General features: G+C 73.6%; 17 protein-coding genes. 16 read left to right on the top strand and 1 reads right to left on the bottom strand.

Annotated features, from left to right (window positions below; all coding sequences use genetic code 11):
* The first annotated feature begins 9 nt into the window (after positions 1-9).
* The 3 genes from hisF to ACFQRF_RS11420 all read left to right on the top strand — a co-directional run bounded on the left by hisF (position 10) and on the right by ACFQRF_RS11420 (position 5137).
* On the top strand, positions 10-780 hold the full coding sequence (gene hisF / locus ACFQRF_RS11410) for an imidazole glycerol phosphate synthase subunit HisF (protein ID WP_379871015.1): 771 nt from the start codon (positions 10-12) through the stop codon (positions 778-780).
* A 539-nt stretch (positions 781-1319) separates the two neighbouring features.
* Complete coding sequence (locus ACFQRF_RS11415; RefSeq protein ID WP_379871016.1) at positions 1320-3287, top strand: ABC transporter ATP-binding protein; 1968 nt, start codon at positions 1320-1322, stop codon at positions 3285-3287.
* A complete protein-coding gene (locus ACFQRF_RS11420; RefSeq protein ID WP_379871017.1) occupies positions 3284-5137 on the top strand; it encodes an ABC transporter ATP-binding protein in 1854 nt (617 codons plus the stop codon). Before ACFQRF_RS11415 ends, ACFQRF_RS11420 begins: the two co-directional genes overlap by 4 nt.
* Positions 5138-5198: 61 nt before the next feature.
* Here the strand turns inward: ACFQRF_RS11420 and ACFQRF_RS11425 are convergent, their stop codons facing one another.
* Positions 5199-6188 carry an SIS domain-containing protein gene (locus ACFQRF_RS11425; protein WP_379871018.1) on the bottom strand — a complete coding sequence of 330 codons (990 nt, stop codon included), beginning with the start codon at positions 6186-6188 and terminating at the stop codon, positions 5199-5201.
* 187 nt (positions 6189-6375) lie between these two features.
* Between ACFQRF_RS11425 and hisI the strand changes: the two genes are divergently transcribed.
* From hisI to ACFQRF_RS11490, 13 genes are all read left to right on the top strand, one after another.
* A complete protein-coding gene (gene hisI / locus ACFQRF_RS11430; protein WP_379871019.1) occupies positions 6376-6762 on the top strand; it encodes a phosphoribosyl-AMP cyclohydrolase in 387 nt (128 codons plus the stop codon).
* Positions 6759-7460 carry a Trp biosynthesis-associated membrane protein gene (locus ACFQRF_RS11435; RefSeq protein WP_379871020.1) on the top strand — a complete coding sequence of 234 codons (702 nt, stop codon included), beginning with the start codon at positions 6759-6761 and terminating at the stop codon, positions 7458-7460. Before hisI ends, ACFQRF_RS11435 begins: the two co-directional genes overlap by 4 nt.
* On the top strand, positions 7460-7795 hold the full coding sequence (locus tag ACFQRF_RS11440; protein ID WP_379871021.1) for an HGxxPAAW family protein: 336 nt from the start codon (positions 7460-7462) through the stop codon (positions 7793-7795). Before ACFQRF_RS11435 ends, ACFQRF_RS11440 begins: the two co-directional genes overlap by 1 nt.
* A 253-nt stretch (positions 7796-8048) precedes the next feature.
* Positions 8049-8429 carry a CD225/dispanin family protein gene (locus ACFQRF_RS11445; protein WP_379871022.1) on the top strand — a complete coding sequence of 127 codons (381 nt, stop codon included), beginning with the start codon at positions 8049-8051 and terminating at the stop codon, positions 8427-8429.
* A gap of 4 nt (positions 8430-8433) precedes the next feature.
* Positions 8434-8883: a DUF2752 domain-containing protein gene (locus ACFQRF_RS11450; RefSeq protein ID WP_379871023.1), complete on the top strand. Its 450-nt coding sequence runs from the start codon at positions 8434-8436 to the stop codon at positions 8881-8883.
* Between the two features lie 215 nt (positions 8884-9098).
* Positions 9099-9905 carry an indole-3-glycerol phosphate synthase TrpC gene (gene trpC, locus ACFQRF_RS11455; protein WP_379871024.1) on the top strand — a complete coding sequence of 269 codons (807 nt, stop codon included), beginning with the start codon at positions 9099-9101 and terminating at the stop codon, positions 9903-9905.
* Positions 9906-10095: 190 nt separating this feature from the next.
* Positions 10096-11340, top strand: a complete 1245-nt coding sequence (gene trpB, locus ACFQRF_RS11460) for a tryptophan synthase subunit beta (RefSeq protein ID WP_379871025.1) — start codon at positions 10096-10098, stop codon at positions 11338-11340.
* Positions 11337-12149, top strand: coding sequence for a tryptophan synthase subunit alpha (gene trpA, locus ACFQRF_RS11465; protein WP_379871026.1), 813 nt, complete (start codon positions 11337-11339; stop codon positions 12147-12149). The genes trpB and trpA overlap by 4 nt, the downstream gene beginning before the upstream one ends.
* A 332-nt stretch (positions 12150-12481) precedes the next feature.
* A complete protein-coding gene (locus ACFQRF_RS11470) occupies positions 12482-13039 on the top strand; it encodes a MauE/DoxX family redox-associated membrane protein (RefSeq protein ID WP_379871027.1) in 558 nt (185 codons plus the stop codon).
* 148 nt (positions 13040-13187) lie between these two features.
* Positions 13188-14201 carry a DsbA family protein gene (locus tag ACFQRF_RS11475; protein ID WP_379871028.1) on the top strand — a complete coding sequence of 338 codons (1014 nt, stop codon included), beginning with the start codon at positions 13188-13190 and terminating at the stop codon, positions 14199-14201.
* An 8-nt stretch (positions 14202-14209) separates the two neighbouring features.
* Entirely contained in the window at positions 14210-15223 is a 1014-nt protein-coding gene (gene lgt / locus ACFQRF_RS11480; RefSeq protein WP_379871029.1) for a prolipoprotein diacylglyceryl transferase, read from the top strand.
* A 166-nt stretch (positions 15224-15389) separates the two neighbouring features.
* Positions 15390-16787, top strand: coding sequence for a hypothetical protein (locus ACFQRF_RS11485; protein WP_379871030.1), 1398 nt, complete (start codon positions 15390-15392; stop codon positions 16785-16787).
* A gap of 161 nt (positions 16788-16948) precedes the next feature.
* The gene (locus ACFQRF_RS11490) at positions 16949-17977 is read left to right on the top strand and encodes a hypothetical protein (protein ID WP_379871031.1); all 1029 of its coding nucleotides are present in this window, start codon (positions 16949-16951) and stop codon (positions 17975-17977) included.
* The last annotated feature ends 143 nt before the right edge of the window (positions 17978-18120 follow it).

Here is an 18120-nt window from a genome sequence, read left to right on the forward strand (position 1 = left end):
AGGCGGCCGGTGAGCGTCGCGATCCGTGTCATCCCGTGCCTGGACGTCGACGCCGGCCGGGTGGTCAAGGGCGTCAACTTCCAGAACCTGCGCGACGCCGGCGACCCGGTGGAGCTGGCGGACCGCTACGACGGCGAGGGCGCCGACGAGCTGACCTTCCTCGACGTCACCGCGTCCAGCGCCGACCGCGCCACCACCTACGACGTCGTCCGGCGCACCGCCGAGCAGGTGTTCATCCCGCTCACCGTCGGCGGCGGGGTGCGCACCACCGACGACGTCGACCGGCTGCTGCGCGCCGGCGCCGACAAGGTCGGCGTGAACACCGCGGCGATCGCCCGCCCCGAGCTCATCGCGGAGATCGCGCACCGCTTCGGCCGCCAGGTGCTGGTGCTCTCGGCCGACGTCCGCCGGGTCACCGACGGCACCGCGACCCCGAGCGGCTTCGAGGTCACCACGCACGGCGGCCGGCGTGGAACCGGCATCGACGCCGTGGAGTGGGCCGGTCGCGCCGCCGAACTCGGCTGCGGCGAGATCCTGCTCAACTCCATGGACGCCGACGGCACCCGGGCCGGATTCGACCTGGAGCTGATCCGGGCCGTGCGGGCGGCCGTCGACGTCCCGCTCATCGCCAGCGGCGGCGCCGGCCGGGTCGAGCACTTCCCGCCGGCCGTCGACGCCGGGGCGGACGCCGTCCTGGCCGCGTCGGTGTTCCACTTCGGCGAGTTCACCATCGCCGACGTCAAGGCCGAACTGCGCGCGCGGGGCTACGCGGTCCGCTAGACGAGCGGGTCCTTCGGCGGCCGGTGGCCGTAGGTGACCTCACCACAGGGGCGAGGGCCGTTCCCGCTCGAAGGAGGGGCGCACCAGGAACAGGCCCAGCCCCCGGCGGCAGCGCGAGTCGGGAGCGGCGGTGACCGTTGACGGCCCATCCGGCCGGGCCGGAGCCGCACCATGGGCGGGACCGGCCGTACCCCACCAAGGTGGAGCCGGAATCCCCACGGTGCCGTGCCAGCAGCCGGTTCCCTTCCCTTGCCGGCCTGCACGCCCCGATCGCGGCGGCCCGCTCCGCAGGGCCGGACTCTCACCGGACGCCAGAACCACTCGCCGAAAGCGCCCGCCGCCGGCAGGTCCTGGCCGCCTCCGGCCAGCGGCGGCGGCGATCCGGATCGGGTCATGCCGGAATAGTCGGCGTTCTCCCAACGCTGATTAAATCACTACGCTTCGCGGCGATCGTCGCAGTAGCGTTGATCGAGTGTGCCGCTCTTCCACGGGCGGCCACCGTCGTGTTCAGGGCCCGTCAAGGATGCTGGGGGATACGCATGTCACCGGGGGTAACGACCGAACGACCCAACGTCGACTCCCGTGACTCTCCGGTGTTCCGCCGCGGCATGTGGGTGCTGTGGGTGGCCATCCGCACCGAACCGGCCGTGTTCGCCGTCGCCGCCCTCGGAGCCGGCCTGCACGCCGGTGTGACCGTCGGCTCGGCGACGGTCCTCGGGCACGTCACCGACACCGTCATCCTGCCCGCCTTCGCCGAGGGACGAACGACCACGGCGGCGCTGGCCACCGCCGCGGCGCTGCTCGTCGGTGTCGGCGTGCTCAAGGGCCTGGGACTCGCCGCCCGCCGGCTGTACGCCGGCCTCATGCAGTTCCGCATGCAGGCCCGCTACCGCCGCTCCGTGGCGCGCAAGTACCTCCAGCTCCCGCTGTCCTGGCACCACCGGCACCCCACCGGCCAGTTGCTGTCCAACGCCAACGCCGACGTCGAGGCCGCCTGGTCGCCGCTCGCCCCGCTGCCCATGGTCATCGGCAGCGTCTTCATGCTCGTGGTGGCCGCGGTCGCGATGCTGCTCACCGACCCGGTGCTCGCCCTCGTCGGGTTCGTGGTGTTCCCCGTCCTCGGCGTCGTCACCTACGTCTACCAGCGCCAGGTCTCGCCGCTGGCCACCCGCGCCCAGGCGCTGCGCGCCGAGGTGAGCGAGGTCGCCCACGAATCCTTCGACGGCGCCCTCGTGGTGAAGGCGCTCGGCCGGGAGGACACCGAGACCGAGCGGTTCACCTCCGCCGCGCACCGACTGCGCGACGCCCAGATCCAGGTCGGCCGGCTGCGCGGCCTGTTCGACCCGATCATGGACGGGCTGCCCAACCTCGGCGTGCTCGCCGTCCTCGTCATCGGTATGTGGCGCATCGAGGGCGGCGCGATCGCCGCCGGGGACCTCGTGCAGATCGCCTACCTGTTCACCCTCCTCGCGATGCCCATCCGCTCGCTCGGCTGGCTGTTCGGCGACCTGCCGCGCAGCGTCGTGGGCTGGAACCGGGTGCAGGCCGTGCTCCGGAGCGAAGGCGGCACCTCCTACGGCGACGCGGCCCTGTCCGGCACCGGCGGCCTCGGGGTCACCACTCGTGGCGTGCGCTTCTCCTACGCCGACGCCTTCCGGGCCAAGGACCCGGACGGCTCGGCCGGACCGGCCCAGGCCGCAAGCGGCCGCGACCTCGCCGACACCGACCCCGCGGACGCGCCGCGCACCACCGTGCTGCGCGGCGTCGACCTCGACGTCATCCCCGGGAGCACCGTCGCCGTCGTCGGCCCCACCGGCTCCGGCAAATCCACCCTCGCCACCCTGCTGATGCGTCTCGTCGACCCCGACGACGGCACCGTCGGCTACGACGGCGTCGACCTGCGCGAGCTCCGGCGCGGCGAGATCGCCCGGCACGCCGCCCTCGTCCCGCAGACCACCTTCGTGTTCGAGGACACCGTGCGCGGGAACATCACGCTCGGCGCCGATATCCCCGACGAGCGGGTCTGGGCGGCGCTGCGCCTCGCCCGGGCCGACTCCTTCGTCGCCGCCATGCCCGACGGCCTCGACACCCGGATCGGCGAGCGCGGCACCACGCTCTCCGGCGGGCAGCGCCAGCGCCTCGCACTGGCCCGCGCGGTCGTGCGCCGGCCCAGGCTGCTCATCCTCGACGACGCCACCTCGGCGGTCGACCCGCAGGTCGAGGCGCAGATCCTGGCCGGTCTGCGCGACACCGAGCTCGACTGCACCGTCATCGTGGTCGCCTACCGCCGGGCCACCATCGAACTCGCCGACGAAGTCGTGTTCCTGGAACGCGGCGTCGTCACCGACCGCGGCACGCACCCCGAACTCCTGGAGCGCTCGCCCGGCTACCGGCGCCTCGTCACCGCCTACGAGCGCGCCGCCGAGGAGCGCGCGGCCGACCGGGCCGCCGCCGATGGCCGCACCGGACACCAGGAGACCGCCGACCCTCAGGAGCTGCTCGGATGAGCGCCGTCACCCGCACCCGCGACGACCGCGACCAACGCGCCGCCACCTCCGCCGACCCCGGCGCCGGGACCGGCGGACCCGCCCTGCGGCGGTCCGCCGACTCCGCCCTCACCACCATCCGCCGCGGGCTCGCGCTCTCCCCGGAGTTCGCGCACGGCCTGTGGCTGACCCTGCTGTTCGCGGTCATCGCCACCGCGGGCAAGGTCATCGCCCCCATCGCCGTGCAGCAGATCACCGATAACGGGCTGGTGCCCGGCAGCGGCCAGCCCGACATGGCGTTCGTGACCCGCGCGGTCGCGCTGTGCGCGGTCCTCATCGTCATCACCGCGATCTGTTCCTACCTGATGAACGTGCGGCTGTACCGTGCCACCGAGTCCGGGCTGGCCACGCTGCGCCGCAAGGCGTTCCGGCACGTGCACGACCTGTCCGTCCTCACCCAGAACAGCGAGCGCAAGGGCGCGCTGGTCTCCCGCGTCACCTCCGACGTCGACCAGATCAGCGCCTTCATGCAGTGGGGCGGCCTGCTCCTCATCGTGAGCTCCGGCCAGCTCCTCATCGCCACCGTGCTCATGGCCGTCTACTCCTGGCAGCTCACCGTCCTCGTCTGGGTCTGCTTCCTCCCGCTGCTGTTCGGCGTGCGGTGGCTGCAGGGCCTGCTGTCGCGCGCCTACCTCAAGGTGCGCGAACGCACCGGCGACATGCTGGGCGCCATCGGGGAGACCGTCGTCGGCGCCGCCGTCATCCGGGCGCACGCCACCGAGGAGCGCACCGGCCGGCGCATCGACGAGACCGTGCTCGCCACCCGGCGGGCGCAGGTGCGGGCACAGCGGCTCTCCATGGCCGTCTCGCCGTTCTCCGAGCTGGTCGCCGCCATCGCCAACGCCGCGGTCGTGGTGGCCGGCGTGCTGCTGGGGATCGACGGCGACATCACCGCCGGACAGCTCGTCGCGTTCCTCTTCCTGGTCCAGCTCTTCGTCTCCCCGATGATGCTGGCCACCGAGATCTTCAACGAGGCGCAGAACGCCATCGCGGGCTGGCGGCGGGTGCTCGGCGTCCTGGACACCGTGCCGGACATCGCCGACCCCGGCCCCGACGGACACGAGCTGCCGCGCGGACCGGTCGGCGTCGTCTTCCGCGACGTCGGCTACGCCTACCCCGGCGGCCCGCCCGTCCTCACCGGGGTCAGCGAGGAGATCCGCGCCGGCACCCGGATCGCCGTCGTCGGCGAGACCGGATCCGGCAAGACCACGTTCGTGAAACTGCTCACCCGGCTCATGGACCCCACGGAGGGCACCGTGCTGCTGGACGGCGTGGACCTGCGCCGGGTGGCGTTCGCCTCGCTGCGCCGCCGGGTCGTGATGGTCCCCCAGGAGGGGTTCCTCTTCGACAGCTCGCTGGGGGACAACATCCGGTTCGCCCGGCCAGAGGCCACCGACGCCGAATTGGAGGCGGCGGTGGCCGAACTCGGCCTCGCCGACTGGCTGGCCGGACTGGCGCACGGCCTGGACACCCCGGTCGGCCAGCGCGGTGAGTCGCTGTCCGCGGGCGAGCGGCAGCTCGTCGCACTGGTGCGCGCCTACATCGCGGACCCGGACCTGCTCGTGCTGGACGAGGCGACCTCGGCCGTCGACCCCGACACCGAGGTGCGCATCCAGCGCGCGCTGGACCGGCTCACCAGCGGCCGGACATCGGTCACCATCGCGCACCGGCTGTCCACCGCCGAGGCGGCCGACGAGGTGCTGGTGTTCGACTCCGGCGGCATCGCCCAGCGCGGCACGCACGCCGAGCTCGTCGCGCGGCCGGGCGTGTACGCCGACCTGCACGCGTCGTGGGTGCGCAGCTCCGCCTGACGGCGGCCGCCCCCACCGCGGCGCGGGAGCGCGGGGGCGGGCCGGTGCGCCGGCCCGCCGCTCATCCGCGCCGGCGGGACCACCAGTGCGCCGCCAGCAGCTCACCGACCAGCGGTTCGGTGAGCAGACTGACGTCGGCGTCGCCGTCGCCGAGGTAGCGCAACGTCGCCGACGCTCCGGGCACGTCGCCGCCCACGGCGACGAACCGGCCGCGCAATTGAAGCAGCTGCTCGGCGACCCGCTCGTCGTAGTGCGACCCGGCGAACAGCACCGCCCGATAGTCCTCCACGGCGGCCAGGTACCGGTCGCTGTGCGACCACTCCCCGGTCTCGGCGGTGTGCGCGCTCCGTACCGGGCCCAGCCGGACCGCCTGTGCCGCCTGCCCGGCGGAGGCCAGCCGCTCGGCCGGTGCGACGAAGTGCACGCCGCCCGTGCCGCCCTCCAGGGCCGCGGCGGCCGGCGGCAGCCACTCGCGCGCCCGCTCCAGCAGCTCCGCGCTCGCGTTGGCCACCCGGCGCAGCGTGACCGACAGGTCGGCGATGCCGCCCGGCGGCATCGCCCCCAGCCGGTACGCCAGGAGCAGCAGCAGCGCCAGCGCGTGCTGGTACTGGCGGCACGCCAGCCCGCTCGTCTCGTCACCGGCCAGCAGGGGGACGAGCACGTCGGCGTAGCGGGACACCGGGGCGTCGGGATCGTTGGTGAGGACGATGACGGGGGAGCGCTCGACGTAGCGGTCCAGCGCCGTGCACAGTTCCAGTTGCCCGCCGCCGAGCGAGACCGCCACCACCAGGGTGTCCGGGCCCGCGGGCACCGTCTCCGCCACCGAGGAGAACTCCGCGGTGGCGCCCAGCCCCACGCTGCGCAGCCGGGCCGCCGCCGCCTCGCAGGCGTGCCGAGCCGCGCCCAGGCCGAGGAACAGCACGGTCGCCGGCTCGTCGTCGACGAGCGAGGGCAGCGCCGCGAACGGGTCGCGGCGCGCCAGGTGGTTGGCGAGTTCGGTCAGCGCGGCGGGTTTGCCGGCGAGGTCGGCGGCGAGTCGCTGGGCGGTCACGGATCTCCTGCTCCTCCGGGGAAAAGCCGGTCCGACTCTAGGACATTCCGGAGATGCGGGACGCGTCGCGCCGGGAGGACCCGGCGCGACCAGCGAAGGAGCGCCCGGCTCGCGGTTCCGGGCCTCCCGCCGCGCCGCGCGCGGGGCCCCACCGCGCCCACCGCCGGGACGGTCTTAGGGTGGGATCATGAGCGTGAGCCCACCCGGCGACTCCCAGCAGATCCTCGCCCCCGACATCGCGGCCCGGCTGAAGCGCACCCCCGACGGCCTGGTGCCGGCCATCGTGCAGCAGCACGACACCGGCGAGGTGCTCATGCTCGCGTGGATGGACGACGAGGCGCTCGCCCGCACCCTCACCTCCGGGCACGCCACCTACTGGTCGCGCAGCCGCGGCGAGTACTGGGTCAAGGGCGCCACCTCCGGCAACCTGCAGCGCGTGGTCTCGGTCGCACTGGACTGCGACGGCGACACGCTGCTGGTGCGCGTGGACCAGACCGGTGTCGCCTGTCACACCGGGGACCGCACCTGCTTCGACTCCGGCCGCCTGCCGCTGGGCGACGGGGCCGCCCGGTGAGCGGCCCCGACGTCACCGAACACGCCCGGCCCCGCGCCGCGGACCGCGCGCGCCGCGAGTACACCCTGGCGCTGCTCGCCACCGCCGTCGGGGCCGCCGCGCTGCTCGCCGCCACGTCGCAGACCTGGGCGCGCGGGCAGATCACGCTGCCCGGCCCGGTCGCGCCGGCACCGGTCGAACTGGCCGCCGGGCAGGTGAGCCCCACCGCCGCGGCAATGGGCTGGGTCAGTCTGGCCGCGGTGGCCGCGCTAGTGGCCACCCGCGGCTGGACCCGCCGCGCCGCCGGGCTGCTGGTGGCGGTGTTCGGCGCCGTCGCCGTCATCGACGTCTGGCGGGGGACCCGGCCCGGTCACCTGGTCCGGCTGGCCGAACGGCAGGCCACCGCCGCCGGGGAGGCCGGTGGGCTCGCCCCGGACCCGGTGTGGCCGTGGGTCGCGCTGGCCGCCGGACTGCTGCTCACCGCCGCCGGGCTGTTCGCGGTGGTCCGGGGTCCCGCGTGGCCCGCCATGAGCAGCCGGTACGATCGCCACAGCGCCGCGCGCACGGACCGCTCCGACCACCCCGCGGACCTGTGGAAGTCTCTCGACTCCGGCGCCGACCCCACCGCGGACCCCGCACCGGACCCGGGGGTGCCCGGCTCGCCGGCGCCCGGCTCGGGAACGACATCCGACGATAACGCACACCTGAAGGAGCGTTGATGGCCGACGCACACCACGACGACCACGGCAACACCCCCTCCGCCTGGTTCCTGACCGCCTCCTGGATCGTGGTCTGGAGCATCGCCGGCGTCGCGATCATCCTCGGCAAGGACCTCGTCACCTGGACCGTCGTCGCCCTGGCGGGCAGCGTCGTCTGCGCCGTGATCGCCGGCGTGATGAAGAAGGCCGGTCTCGGCCGCAAGAGCCCGCGGGTCGCGCCGCCCAGCCGTGCGGAGTGGGAGGCCGAGCGCGCCGCAGCCGCGTCGGCCGCCCCGGAGAAGTCGGCGAAGAAGAAGGGCGGCGACGCCAAGGAGCCCGCGGCGGCGGCCAAGTAGGACGGCGCCCACGTAACGGCTCCATCACGTCCTTCGCCCGGCTGGCCCGCGTCGTGGGTGGATCGGTACGGTTGTCGGTGGTTTCCCCAAGTCGATGTCGGCTTCGCCGGGAAAATCTGGCATGATTTCGGTCTGCCCGCGACGCGTGTAGCACCCAGCTCTCCAACCCTGACCCATGTTGGCGGTCGTCTCAGGTGTTCGCCTCTTGCGCGGCGCGCTTCTCACACCCTCGTCGTCAGGAAGACACCAAACAATGAGCTACGGTCCTCCTTCCGGCCCGCAGAACCCCGGTGGTTACGGGCCTCCTCCCGGCGGCTACGGCCCGCCCCAGCCCGGCGGCTACCCGGGCGGTGGAGCGCCGGCCGAGCAGCCGAAGAACTACCTGTGGCAGAACATCCTCGGGATCTTCGGCTGCACCGTCATCGGCATCATCGGCCTGATCTTCGCGCTCCAGGTCGGGAGCAAGTGGAGCATCGGCGACTACGCCGGCGCCGAGGACGCGGCGAGCAAGGCGAAGATCTTCGGCATCATCAGCCTGATCGCCTTCATCCTCCAGATCGTCTTCTGGGTCATCTACATCATCTTCGTGGTGATCATGGCCGCCTCCGCGACCACGTACAGCACCACCTACTAAAGACGTGCGTACGTACGCGCTCCTCAGCCGGCTCCGGCGCCGTCCGCATCCCGCGGCGGCGCCGTTGCTGCTGGGCGCGGCGGGCCTCGCCGCGGCGACGCTCGTCCACTTCGTGGACCCGCACGAACCGGGCCACTACCCCACCTGCCCGTGGCTGGCGCTGACCGGCACCTACTGCCCGGGCTGCGGCACCATGCGCTGCGTCAACGCGCTGACCAACCTCGACATCGCCGGCGCGGCGCAGATGAACATCCTGACCCTCGTCATGATCCCCATCATGGGCGTGGCCTATCTGCGGTGGCTGTACCGCTCCTTCCGCCCCACCGCGCGCCCGCCCCGGCCGGTCCACCCCTTCTGGCTGTGGACGCTGCTCGTGGTCATCCTCGCCTTCTGGGTGCTGCGCAACCTGCCTTTCGCCGCGTTTCTGGCACCGGGGGGAGTCCCGACCGGCTAACGTGGACCCGCCGCCCGACCGGAGGGCGCCGCCTCCGGCGGTGTTCGAGGAGGCGGTGACCGGTCCGTCGGCACGGGTCGGTACGATCGTGGCCACAGGACGGGCAGCGGAACACCCTGTTCACCGGAGATCCCGTGCTCCGGAGGTGTCCGCGCCGCCGACGCCGCCGCGTCCGCGGCGTCCACCGGAATCGCCAACGGAGGGGGCAGTCTCACGTGAGCGTGCTCGACGAGATTCTCGACGGAGTACGCGCCGATCTCGCCGATCGGCAGGCCGCCACTCCTCTGGAGCGGCTCAAGGAACAGGCCGCGACGGTCCCGTGGCCCAAGGACGTGGTCGCCGCCCTGCGCGGCCCCGGCGTGCAGGTCATCGCTGAGGTGAAGCGCTCCAGCCCGTCCAAGGGCGCGCTCGCCGCCATCGCCGACCCCGCCGCCCTGGCCCGTGACTACGCCGACGGCGGAGCCTGCCTGATCAGTGTGCTGACCGAGCGGCGCCGGTTCGGCGGCAGCCTCGCCGACCTCGCCGCGGTGCGCGCCGCCGTGGAGACGCCGCTGCTGCGCAAGGACTTCGTGGTCAGCGCCTACCAGCTCTGGGAGGCGCGGCTGCACGGCGCCGACGCCGTCCTGCTGATCGTCGCCGCTCTGCCGCAGGACGCCCTCATCTCCCTCGTCGAACGCGCCGAGTCCCTCGGTCTCACCCCGCTGGTCGAGGTGCACACCGAGGAGGAGGTCGAGCGCGCCGTCGCGGCGGGCGCCACCGTCATCGGCGTCAACGCCCGCGACCTCAAGACCCTGCAGGTCGACCGGGGCACGTTCGCGCGGCTCGCGCCGCTGATCCCCGACGACCGGATCAAGATCGCCGAGTCCGGCGTCCGCGGCCCGCACGACCTGCTGGCCTACGCCGGCGCCGGCGCCGACGCGGTCCTGGTGGGGGAGAGCCTCGTCGTCGGCCGCAACCCGCGCGACGCGGTGGCCGACCTCGTCACCGCCGGAGCCCACCCGGCCCTGCGGGACCGGCACTGAGCATGGCCACGCCCGCCGCCCGCCGGTTCCCCCGCCCGCGTCGATGGCGCGGGGGAGTCCGCACCCGCGGGCTCCCGTCCCCGCCGCCCGTCCACGTGCCGGCCTGACCGCGGTCCCGCCGCGAGCCCGGTACGTTCCCCGAACGCGATTGACCGCACCCCATACCGGCGTGCGGTCGGGAGAACGTCACATGACCACAGCACGCCCCGAAGCCGGCCAGCCGGACGGAACCGGGCACTACGGCCGCTACGGCGGCCGGTTCAGCCCCGAAGCCCTCGTCGCCGCCCTCGACGAGGTGGCCACCGAATGGGCCAAGGCCAAGGAGGACCCGGAGTTCCAGGCCGAACTCGGTGAACTGCTCAGCAGCTACACCGGCCGGCCGAGCCCGATCACCGAGGCGCGCAACTTCAGCCGGCACGCCGGCGGCGCCCGGATCCTGCTCAAGCGCGAGGACCTCAACCACACCGGCTCGCACAAGATCAACAACGTGCTCGGCCAGGCGCTGCTCACCCGGCGGATGGGCAAGACCCGCGTCATCGCCGAGACCGGGGCGGGCCAGCACGGTGTCGCCACGGCCACCGCCTGCGCGCTGCTCGGCCTGGAGTGCGTCGTCTACATGGGCGAGGAGGACACCCGCCGCCAGGCGCTCAACGTCGCGCGGATGCGCATGCTCGGTGCCGAGGTCGTCCCCGTCACCATCGGCAGCCGCACCCTCAAGGACGCCGTCAACGAGGCGTTCCGCGACTGGGTGGCCAACGTCGACCGCACCCACTACCTGCTCGGCACCGTCGCCGGACCGCACCCGTTCCCGGTCATGGTGCGCGACCTGCACCACGTGATCGGTGCCGAAGCCCGCGAGCAGGTCCGCGAACTCACCGGCCGGCTGCCGGACGCCGTCGCCGCCTGCGTCGGCGGCGGATCCAACGCCATCGGCATCTTCGCCGCCTTCATCCCCGACAGCGAGGTCCGGCTGTACGGGTTCGAGGCCGGGGGCGACGGGGTGGAGACCGGCCGGCACGCCGCGTCCATCACCGGCGGCAGCCCCGGCGTCTTCCAGGGCGCGCGCACCTACGTGCTCCAGGACGAGTACGGCCAGACGGTGCCGAGCCACTCCATCTCCGCCGGACTGGACTACCCGGCGGTCGGCCCCGAGCACGCGTGGCTGGCCGACACCGGCCGGGCGACCTACGAGGCCGTCACCGACGCCGAGGCCATGGAGGCGTTCCGGCTGCTCTGCCGCACCGAGGGGATCATCCCGGCGATCGAGAGCGCTCACGCGCTCGCCGGCGCCCGCCGGATCGGTGAGCGGCTCGGCCCCGAGGCCGTCGTGCTCGTCAGCCTCTCCGGGCGCGGCGACAAGGACGTCGACACCGCGGCCCGCTACTTCGGACTTGTGGACAGCGGCGACGTCGCGAACGAGGGGGCCCAGTCGTGAGCACCGCCCTGCAGACCAGGCTCGCCGAGACCAGGGCCGCCGGCCGCGCGGCGCTCGTCGGCTACCTGCCCGCCGGTTTCCCCGACGTCGACTCCTCCATCAAGGTCGTCCAGGCCATGGTCGCGGGCGGCTGCGACGTCATCGAGGTCGGGCTGCCCTACTCCGACCCCACCATGGACGGCCCCACCATCCAGCGGGCCGCCGACCAGGCGCTGGCCGCCGGAACCACCCCCCGTGACGTGCTCCGGGTCGTCGAGGCGACCGCCGCCACCGGCGCCGCCGCCCTGGTCATGTCGTACTGGAACCCGATCGACCGGTACGGGGTCGACCGGTTCGCCGCCGACCTCGCCGCCGCCGGCGGATCGGGCGTCATCACCCCGGACCTGCTTCCGGAAGAGGCCGGCGACTGGCTGACCGCCAGCGACGCCGCCGGCCTCGACCGGATCTTCCTCGTCGCCCCGTCGTCCACCGACGAGCGGATGAAACTCACCACCGGCGCCTGCCGCGGCTTCGTCTACGCCGCCTCCCTCATGGGCGTCACCGGAACCCGTGCCCAGGTGGCCGACACCGCGGAGAAGCTGGTCACCCGCACCCGGTCGGTCACCGCCGCCAGCGGGCTGCCGGTCTGCGTCGGCCTCGGGATCTCCACCGGGGCGCAGGCGGCCGAGGTGGCGGGCTACGCCGACGGCGTCATCGTCGGCGCCGGCTTCTGCCAGCGAGTGCTCGACGCCCCCGACCTGGCGAGCGGGCTGGCGGCCGTGCGCGGCTTCGCCGAAGAGCTGGCGGCGGGCGTGCGCTCGGCCGGCTGAACTCGCCGCGGCCACCGGAGGCGCCGCGCCCTTCCGGGGCGCGGCGGCTCCGGTGTTCTCGGAGGCCGGCACTGAGTTCCGGGGCCGGTTCCCAGGTGAGAATCCGGTGAGAGTTCGGTCCGCCGTCCCGCCCCGGCCAGGGCCCGCCGACGAGCCGCCGACTAGAGTGACAGACGTCCGTGTGCCGAGGTGCGCGGACGGTCCAGCGACTCGGCGTCGCCGCTCCGCGACGCAGAGTAAGCTGGGGAGTGCGACCGGGCGGTCGGCGGCCCGCACCCACGTCGGCCGGCGCGGCGCGGCTCTCATCACCCTCTCAGCGTCTCGGGGAAGCCATGTCGACGGACATCGAAGCACAGCAGCCGCCCGGTACCACCGGCGGCGTCCGGCCGTCCGGGTGGGCCGCGGCCCAGCCGTGGGTATCCCTGGCCGCGCGGCTCGGCCTCGCCGGCGTGCTGGGCTACGCCGGCGCGAGCAAGCTCGGCGCCCCGGCGCTGTCCGTGCAGGCCGTGGAGGCCTACCAGCTCTTCCCGGAACCGGTGAACCAGTTCATCGGCTACACGCTGCCGTTCTTCGAGATCGCGCTGGCGCTGCTGCTGCTCGCCGGTCTGGCCACCCGCTACGTCGGCCTGGTATCGGGAGCCCTGATGGTGGTGTTCATCGCGGGGATCATCTCGGCGTGGGCGCGCGGGCTCACCATCGACTGCGGCTGCTTCGGCACCGGCGGGCCGGTCGCCGCGGGCGAGACCCAGTACGGCCTGGACATCGTGCGCGACATCGGGTTCGCGGCACTGGCCGGTATCGTCGTCCTCTGGCCGCGCTCCCCGTTCGCACTCGACGGCGCACTCGGGCTGTACCCGGCCGCCGACCGCCGCGCGGAACGCGACGGCTGACCCGACCCGGCGCTCCGGGGCCGGGGTGGGCGGAGCCGGAAGCGCCGCCCACCGCACCAGGCCGCCCGGCCCGTGGCGAGCGGTGCCGCCAGAGTGCGTCCGTGCACCGCCGGCCGGAATCCAACAGGCGAGGAATGGTGAACGACTGATGGGAAAGGCGTCGCGGCGCGAGGCCCGCGAGCGGCTCAAGCAGGAGCGGCTGAAGCAGCAGCAGCGGGAGAAGCGCAACAGACTCCTCGCCATCATCGGCGCCGCGGTCGTGGTGGTCGCGCTGGTCGTCGGCGGCGGTTACCTGTACATGACCGCGCAGGGGCGGGCCGCCGAGGAGTGGAACGGCGCGCTCGCGCCGCAGATCCTGCAGGACGACGGCAGCGTCGTCATGGCCCAGGAGGGCGCCTCCGCCCCGGTGGTCGAGGTGTACGCCGACTTCCAGTGCCCCGCGTGCCGGCAGTTCGAGACGATCAACGCCGACACGCTCAAGCAGCTCGCCGCCGAGGGGGAGGCCATCGTGCACTACCGCCCGGTGAGCATCTTCGCCCAGCAGTCCGACCCCATCAGCACCAACTCGCTGCGCGGCGGCGCCGCGGCACGCGCCGCGGCCGACTACGGCAGGTTCGTGCAGTACAACGACGTGCTGTTCGAGAACCAGCCGCGGGAGGGCCAGCCGGGGTTCAGCGTCGACGACCTGAAGAGCTGGGGCGAGGAGGTCGGCATCACCGACGCCGGCTTCGGCGAGCGCGTGGACGCCGAGAACCGCGTCGTCGAGCGGTTCGTCGGCGAGTACTATCCGCAACTCTCCGAAAAGGGCCAGGCCGAGATCCCGGAGGAGGAGCTGGCCACCATGACGCTGCCCGACCTCATGGCGTGGGGCGACGACAACGGCGTGGACGGTTCCTTCCTGGACGGCACCTACGTCGGGGAGCTCCTGGACGCCACCGCCGCGGTGAACGCCCGGTACCCGTCCGGTGACAACCGCTTCACGGGGACCCCGTCCATCTACATCGACGGTACGCTGCAGGGCAACGACGTCTACCGGGTGAACGGGCTCACCAGGGCGGTCGAGGAGGCCGAACCGGGGCAGGTGGACACCAAGCCGCTGAGCGCCGACGACTCCGCGCCCCCGAGCCCGACGGCCGCCGAACCATCCAGCGGCAAGGAATAATCGGACGAATGACCATCCCGTCGACCTTCGATGCGGGCGCGGCCGCCACCGGCCGCGCCCTCGCGGCCATCCCGAGCCCCGGCGTCAGCTCGCTGAGCCTGGGGCCTCTCACCATCCACTTCTACGCGCTGTGCATCCTCGCGGGCGTCATCGCCGCGGTGGTGTGGAGCGAGCGCCGCTGGGCGGCCATGGGCGGCGAGCGCGGCACCATCATGGACCTCGCGGTCCCGGCCGTCCTGCTCGGCCTCGTGGGCGGTCGCCTCTACCACGTCATCACCGACTACCAGCTGTACTTCGGGCCCGGCCGGGAGCCGATCCGGGCGCTGTTCATCTGGGAGGGCGGCCTCGGCATCTGGGGGGCGATCCCGCTCGGCGCGCTCGGAGTGTGGCTGGTGGCGCGACGGCGCGGCCTGTCCATGAGCCGGCTCTCGTTCGCCATCGCGCCGACTCTTCCTCTGGCGCAGGCCTTCGGGCGGTGGGGCAACTACTTCAACCAGGAGCTCTTCGGCGCCCCGACGAACCTGCCGTGGGCGGTGGAGATCTCGCCGTACCCCACGGGGGCGCTGCGGCCGGGGATGATCCCCGGCGAGTTCACCTACCACCCCACGTTCCTCTACGAGTCGCTGTGGTGCCTGGCGCTGGCCGTCGTGCTGGCGTGGGCGGGCCGCCGGTTCGAGATGCGCGGCGGACGGCTTTTCGCGCTGTACGTCATGGGTTACTGTGTGGGGCGGTTCTGGATCGAGTACCTTCGAGTCGACCCGGCGCACACGGTGCTCGGCCTGCGGCTGAACAACTGGACCTCGATCCTGGTGTTCGTGGCCGCCCTGGCGTACTTCATCTGGGCCGGTCGGCGGCTCGACCGCTTCTCCGACCAGGTGCGGCCGGCCGGGACCGGCACCGAGCCGGCCACGGTGGCCGTGGACGCCACGGAGGCCACCGTCGAGCAGACGGCGGAGACGGAGCAGCGGACGGAGCGCCTCGACACCGGTCCCCCGGCCTCGGGCGACCGCGGCCCCGCCTGACCGGCCGTCGCGCGTCGCGCGGCCGGCCGAGGGACCGTCGGCCGGAACCGAACCGGTGAACGACGGCCCGGACACCGCGAAACGCGAGCACGGGCGCGGGCCGGTCGTGGCGTACCGCAAGTACGCCACGACCGGCCCGACGTCCCGACGGACGGATGAGACCTAGGTGAGCAATTCCGACTCCACTGACCCGACGCGGCGGCGCGGCTCACGCCGGTCCCGATCGAGCGAGCCGCGGGGCGGCCGGGGCGGTCGCCGTGCGGCCGGCCGCCGCGCCGCCGTCGACGACCGGCCCGACGATCGCGGTCGCCGCGCGCAGGGTCCGGCCGGCGGGCGCGGGCGGGACTCCGAGTACGGCGGGTACGACCACGACGAGTACGCGTACGACGACGAGTACGCCTACGAGTACGAGGAGCCGGCCGGCGACCCGGACGCCGAGCCCGGCCGGGCGCACGGCCGGTCCGCTCGCTCCGGCGGGCGCAAACGGGGCGCGAAGCAGGGTCGCAAATCCGGTAAGTCCACTAAGTCCGGCCTGATGGGCAGGTTCGGCGGATTCGGCGGCCGGGCCGGCGCTGCCGCCGCCTCCGCGGCGGCCGCGGAGGCCGGCGATCCGGCCGGCACCGAGGCCAAGGAACCGGGCGGCCGGCGCGCCGCCTCCGGCACCGGTGCCCGCCGCGGCCGGAGGGCGGCCGGCACCACCACCAGCGGCCCCATCGACCAGGTCTCCCGGTTCTCGGCCTCGGCACTCAAGCGCGTCACCGTGCTCGGAGACCGTCCCAGCCAGATGGTCTACACGCTCGCCGAGCAGAGCCAGCGCAAGCGCGGCACCTACCTGCTGGGCGGGATTCTCGGCCTGCTCGGGGTGACGTTGGTCGCCCTGCTCGGAGTGCTCGGCTACCAGCTCGTGGCCGCCCCCTCCGACGGCCCCGGCGAGGCCAGCACCCAGATCGTCGCCCCGCCCGAGGGGCACAGCACCCTCCAGCCCGAACTGTTCCACGCCCAGCCGCAGCAGGACATCTTCGCGCCCATCGCCGAGCGGGCCGAGGACGCCGAGCCCCTCACCGTGGAGCAGGTGTTCAACCCCGCCGAGAAGCTGGAACTGTCGCCGTTCGAGCTGACGCTGCGCGACTCCGAGGTCACCGACACCTGCACCGCCATGGTGTGGGGCGAGGACCTCGCCCAGGCGCTGGCCGACGGCGCCTGCACCTCGGCCGCGCGCGGCGTCTACCTCGACGAGAACGAGACGTACGTGGCGCAGTTCACGCTGTTCGACCTCGCCGACGCCGACGCCGCCGCCGCGGTCTCCGAGGAGCTGGACCCGCAGGCCATGCCCGGGTTCGTGCTCCCCATGAACGACGAGATCCCCGGCCTGCACGAGGGATACAGCCAGGCCACCAGCCAGGTCATGGGCCACTACCTGGCCGTGTTCTGGGTGGCCCGCGCCGACGGGGCCGAGCCCGAGGACGACGAGTCCATGGCGACGCTGAACGTGGTCGCGATGGACGCGGCGGTCTCCGTCTACCAGCAGGTGTCGGCGGCCACCGAGGGCGAGGACGAGGGCTAGACCGGTCGGCGGCGGCGCGGACGGACGGAACCGCGTGCGCCGCGCCGCCGCCGGTGACCGTGATTCCGCCCGGGCGCGATTTCGCCGCTAATCTGGTCTCCCTCCACCGTGTTCCCCGAGGAACGCCCGAGAACGCTTCCCCCCACCCCCGAGAGGTTCTGGTGTCCACTACTGAACCGTCCGCGCCCGGTTCCCCCGGTCGGCGGAGAAAGCCCGCCGGAGGCGACTCCATCGAGGGGCTGGCCGCACCGCCGCCCCGCCGCAAGGGGGCGCGGCGCAAGTCGAGGCGCGGCGGATCCGACTCCGGTGGCAAGCGCGGGAAGCTGGTACCCGTCCTGCTCGGGGTGCTCGGCACGGCCGTGGTGGTGGCGGTCGTCGTCGTCCTCGTCATCCGATTCGGCTTCAGCGGCGGCACCGAACAGGCGGCCCCGAACTCCTACGGGGTGTACACCAGCCGGGAGACCACGGAGGTGCTCGCCGACCGCGAGACCGACCCGCGCCCGCTGGCCGAGCAGGAGGTGTTCGAGCGCGGCAACGACGAGATCGACAGCCAGGGCATGACCTTCACCCTGGCCGCCAGTTCGCTGACCGACGATTGCGCCCAGGCGGTCTGGGGCGAGTCCGTCGTGCAGGCTCTGGCGGACGCGGACTGCTCCCAGGTGGCCCGGGCCGGCTACACCTCCGAGGACCACGTCGGAGTCGCCGCCATCCTCAAGCTGCGCGACGCCGACGCCGCCCGGGCGGTCGCCGCGGCACTGGAGCCGCCGGACGGTGAGGAGGAGGCGGCGAACGGCTTCCTGCTGCCGCCCAGCGAGGAGGAGCCCTTCGACCGGCTCGGCGCGGGCTACAGCGCGGCCGAGGCGACGGTCAACGGTCACTACCTGGTGGTGACGTGGGTGCAGTCGCTCTCCTCGACGTCGCCGGAGGAGCGCGAGAACCTCAGCGGCCCGCTGATCGCGCTCGGCAACTTCGACTTCCCGCTGTTCCGCCGCCTGCTGGAGCACGACACCGCCACCGGCACCGGAACCGAGGGCACGACGGGGACCGGCACCGAGGTGCCGGGCACCGGAACCCAGGACGGAACGGCCGTGGACCCGGGCGCCGGAACCGGCGGCACCACCGGTGTGGACGGCGGCACGGGTACGGGAGTCGACGGTACGGGTACCGGCACCGGCGTTCCGACCGGCTGATCTCGCGGCCGCCGGGCGTCCGGCGGCCCGTGACACGGGGTGGAGCGGCACCCTCGGGAAGCACGGCACGCCGCCCACGAGGAGAAGAACCGCAGGGGCGTCCGGCCGAAATCCGGCCGGACGCCCTTTTGCCGTCCCATGGC

It is taken from the genome of Marinactinospora rubrisoli (assembly GCF_042664915.1).
Taxonomy (GTDB): Bacteria; Actinomycetota; Actinomycetes; order Streptosporangiales; family Streptosporangiaceae; genus Marinitenerispora; species Marinitenerispora rubrisoli.

Excerpts from the sequence above, each read along its gene's own strand:
- ACFQRF_RS11420 (WP_379871017.1), top strand. The coding sequence starts at position 3,284 with ATGAGCGCCGTCACCCGCACCCGCGACGACCGCGACCAACGCGCCGCC.
- ACFQRF_RS11445 (WP_379871022.1), top strand. The coding sequence starts at position 8,049 with ATGAGCTACGGTCCTCCTTCCGGCCCGCAGAACCCCGGTGGTTACGGG.
- ACFQRF_RS11415 (WP_379871016.1), top strand. The coding sequence starts at position 1,320 with ATGTCACCGGGGGTAACGACCGAACGACCCAACGTCGACTCCCGTGAC.
- hisI (WP_379871019.1), top strand. The coding sequence starts at position 6,376 with ATGAGCGTGAGCCCACCCGGCGACTCCCAGCAGATCCTCGCCCCCGAC.
- trpB (WP_379871025.1), top strand. The coding sequence starts at position 10,096 with ATGACCACAGCACGCCCCGAAGCCGGCCAGCCGGACGGAACCGGGCAC.
- lgt (WP_379871029.1), top strand. The coding sequence starts at position 14,210 with ATGACCATCCCGTCGACCTTCGATGCGGGCGCGGCCGCCACCGGCCGC.
- ACFQRF_RS11470 (WP_379871027.1), top strand. The coding sequence starts at position 12,482 with ATGTCGACGGACATCGAAGCACAGCAGCCGCCCGGTACCACCGGCGGC.
- ACFQRF_RS11475 (WP_379871028.1), top strand. The coding sequence starts at position 13,188 with ATGGGAAAGGCGTCGCGGCGCGAGGCCCGCGAGCGGCTCAAGCAGGAG.
- ACFQRF_RS11440 (WP_379871021.1), top strand. The coding sequence starts at position 7,460 with ATGGCCGACGCACACCACGACGACCACGGCAACACCCCCTCCGCCTGG.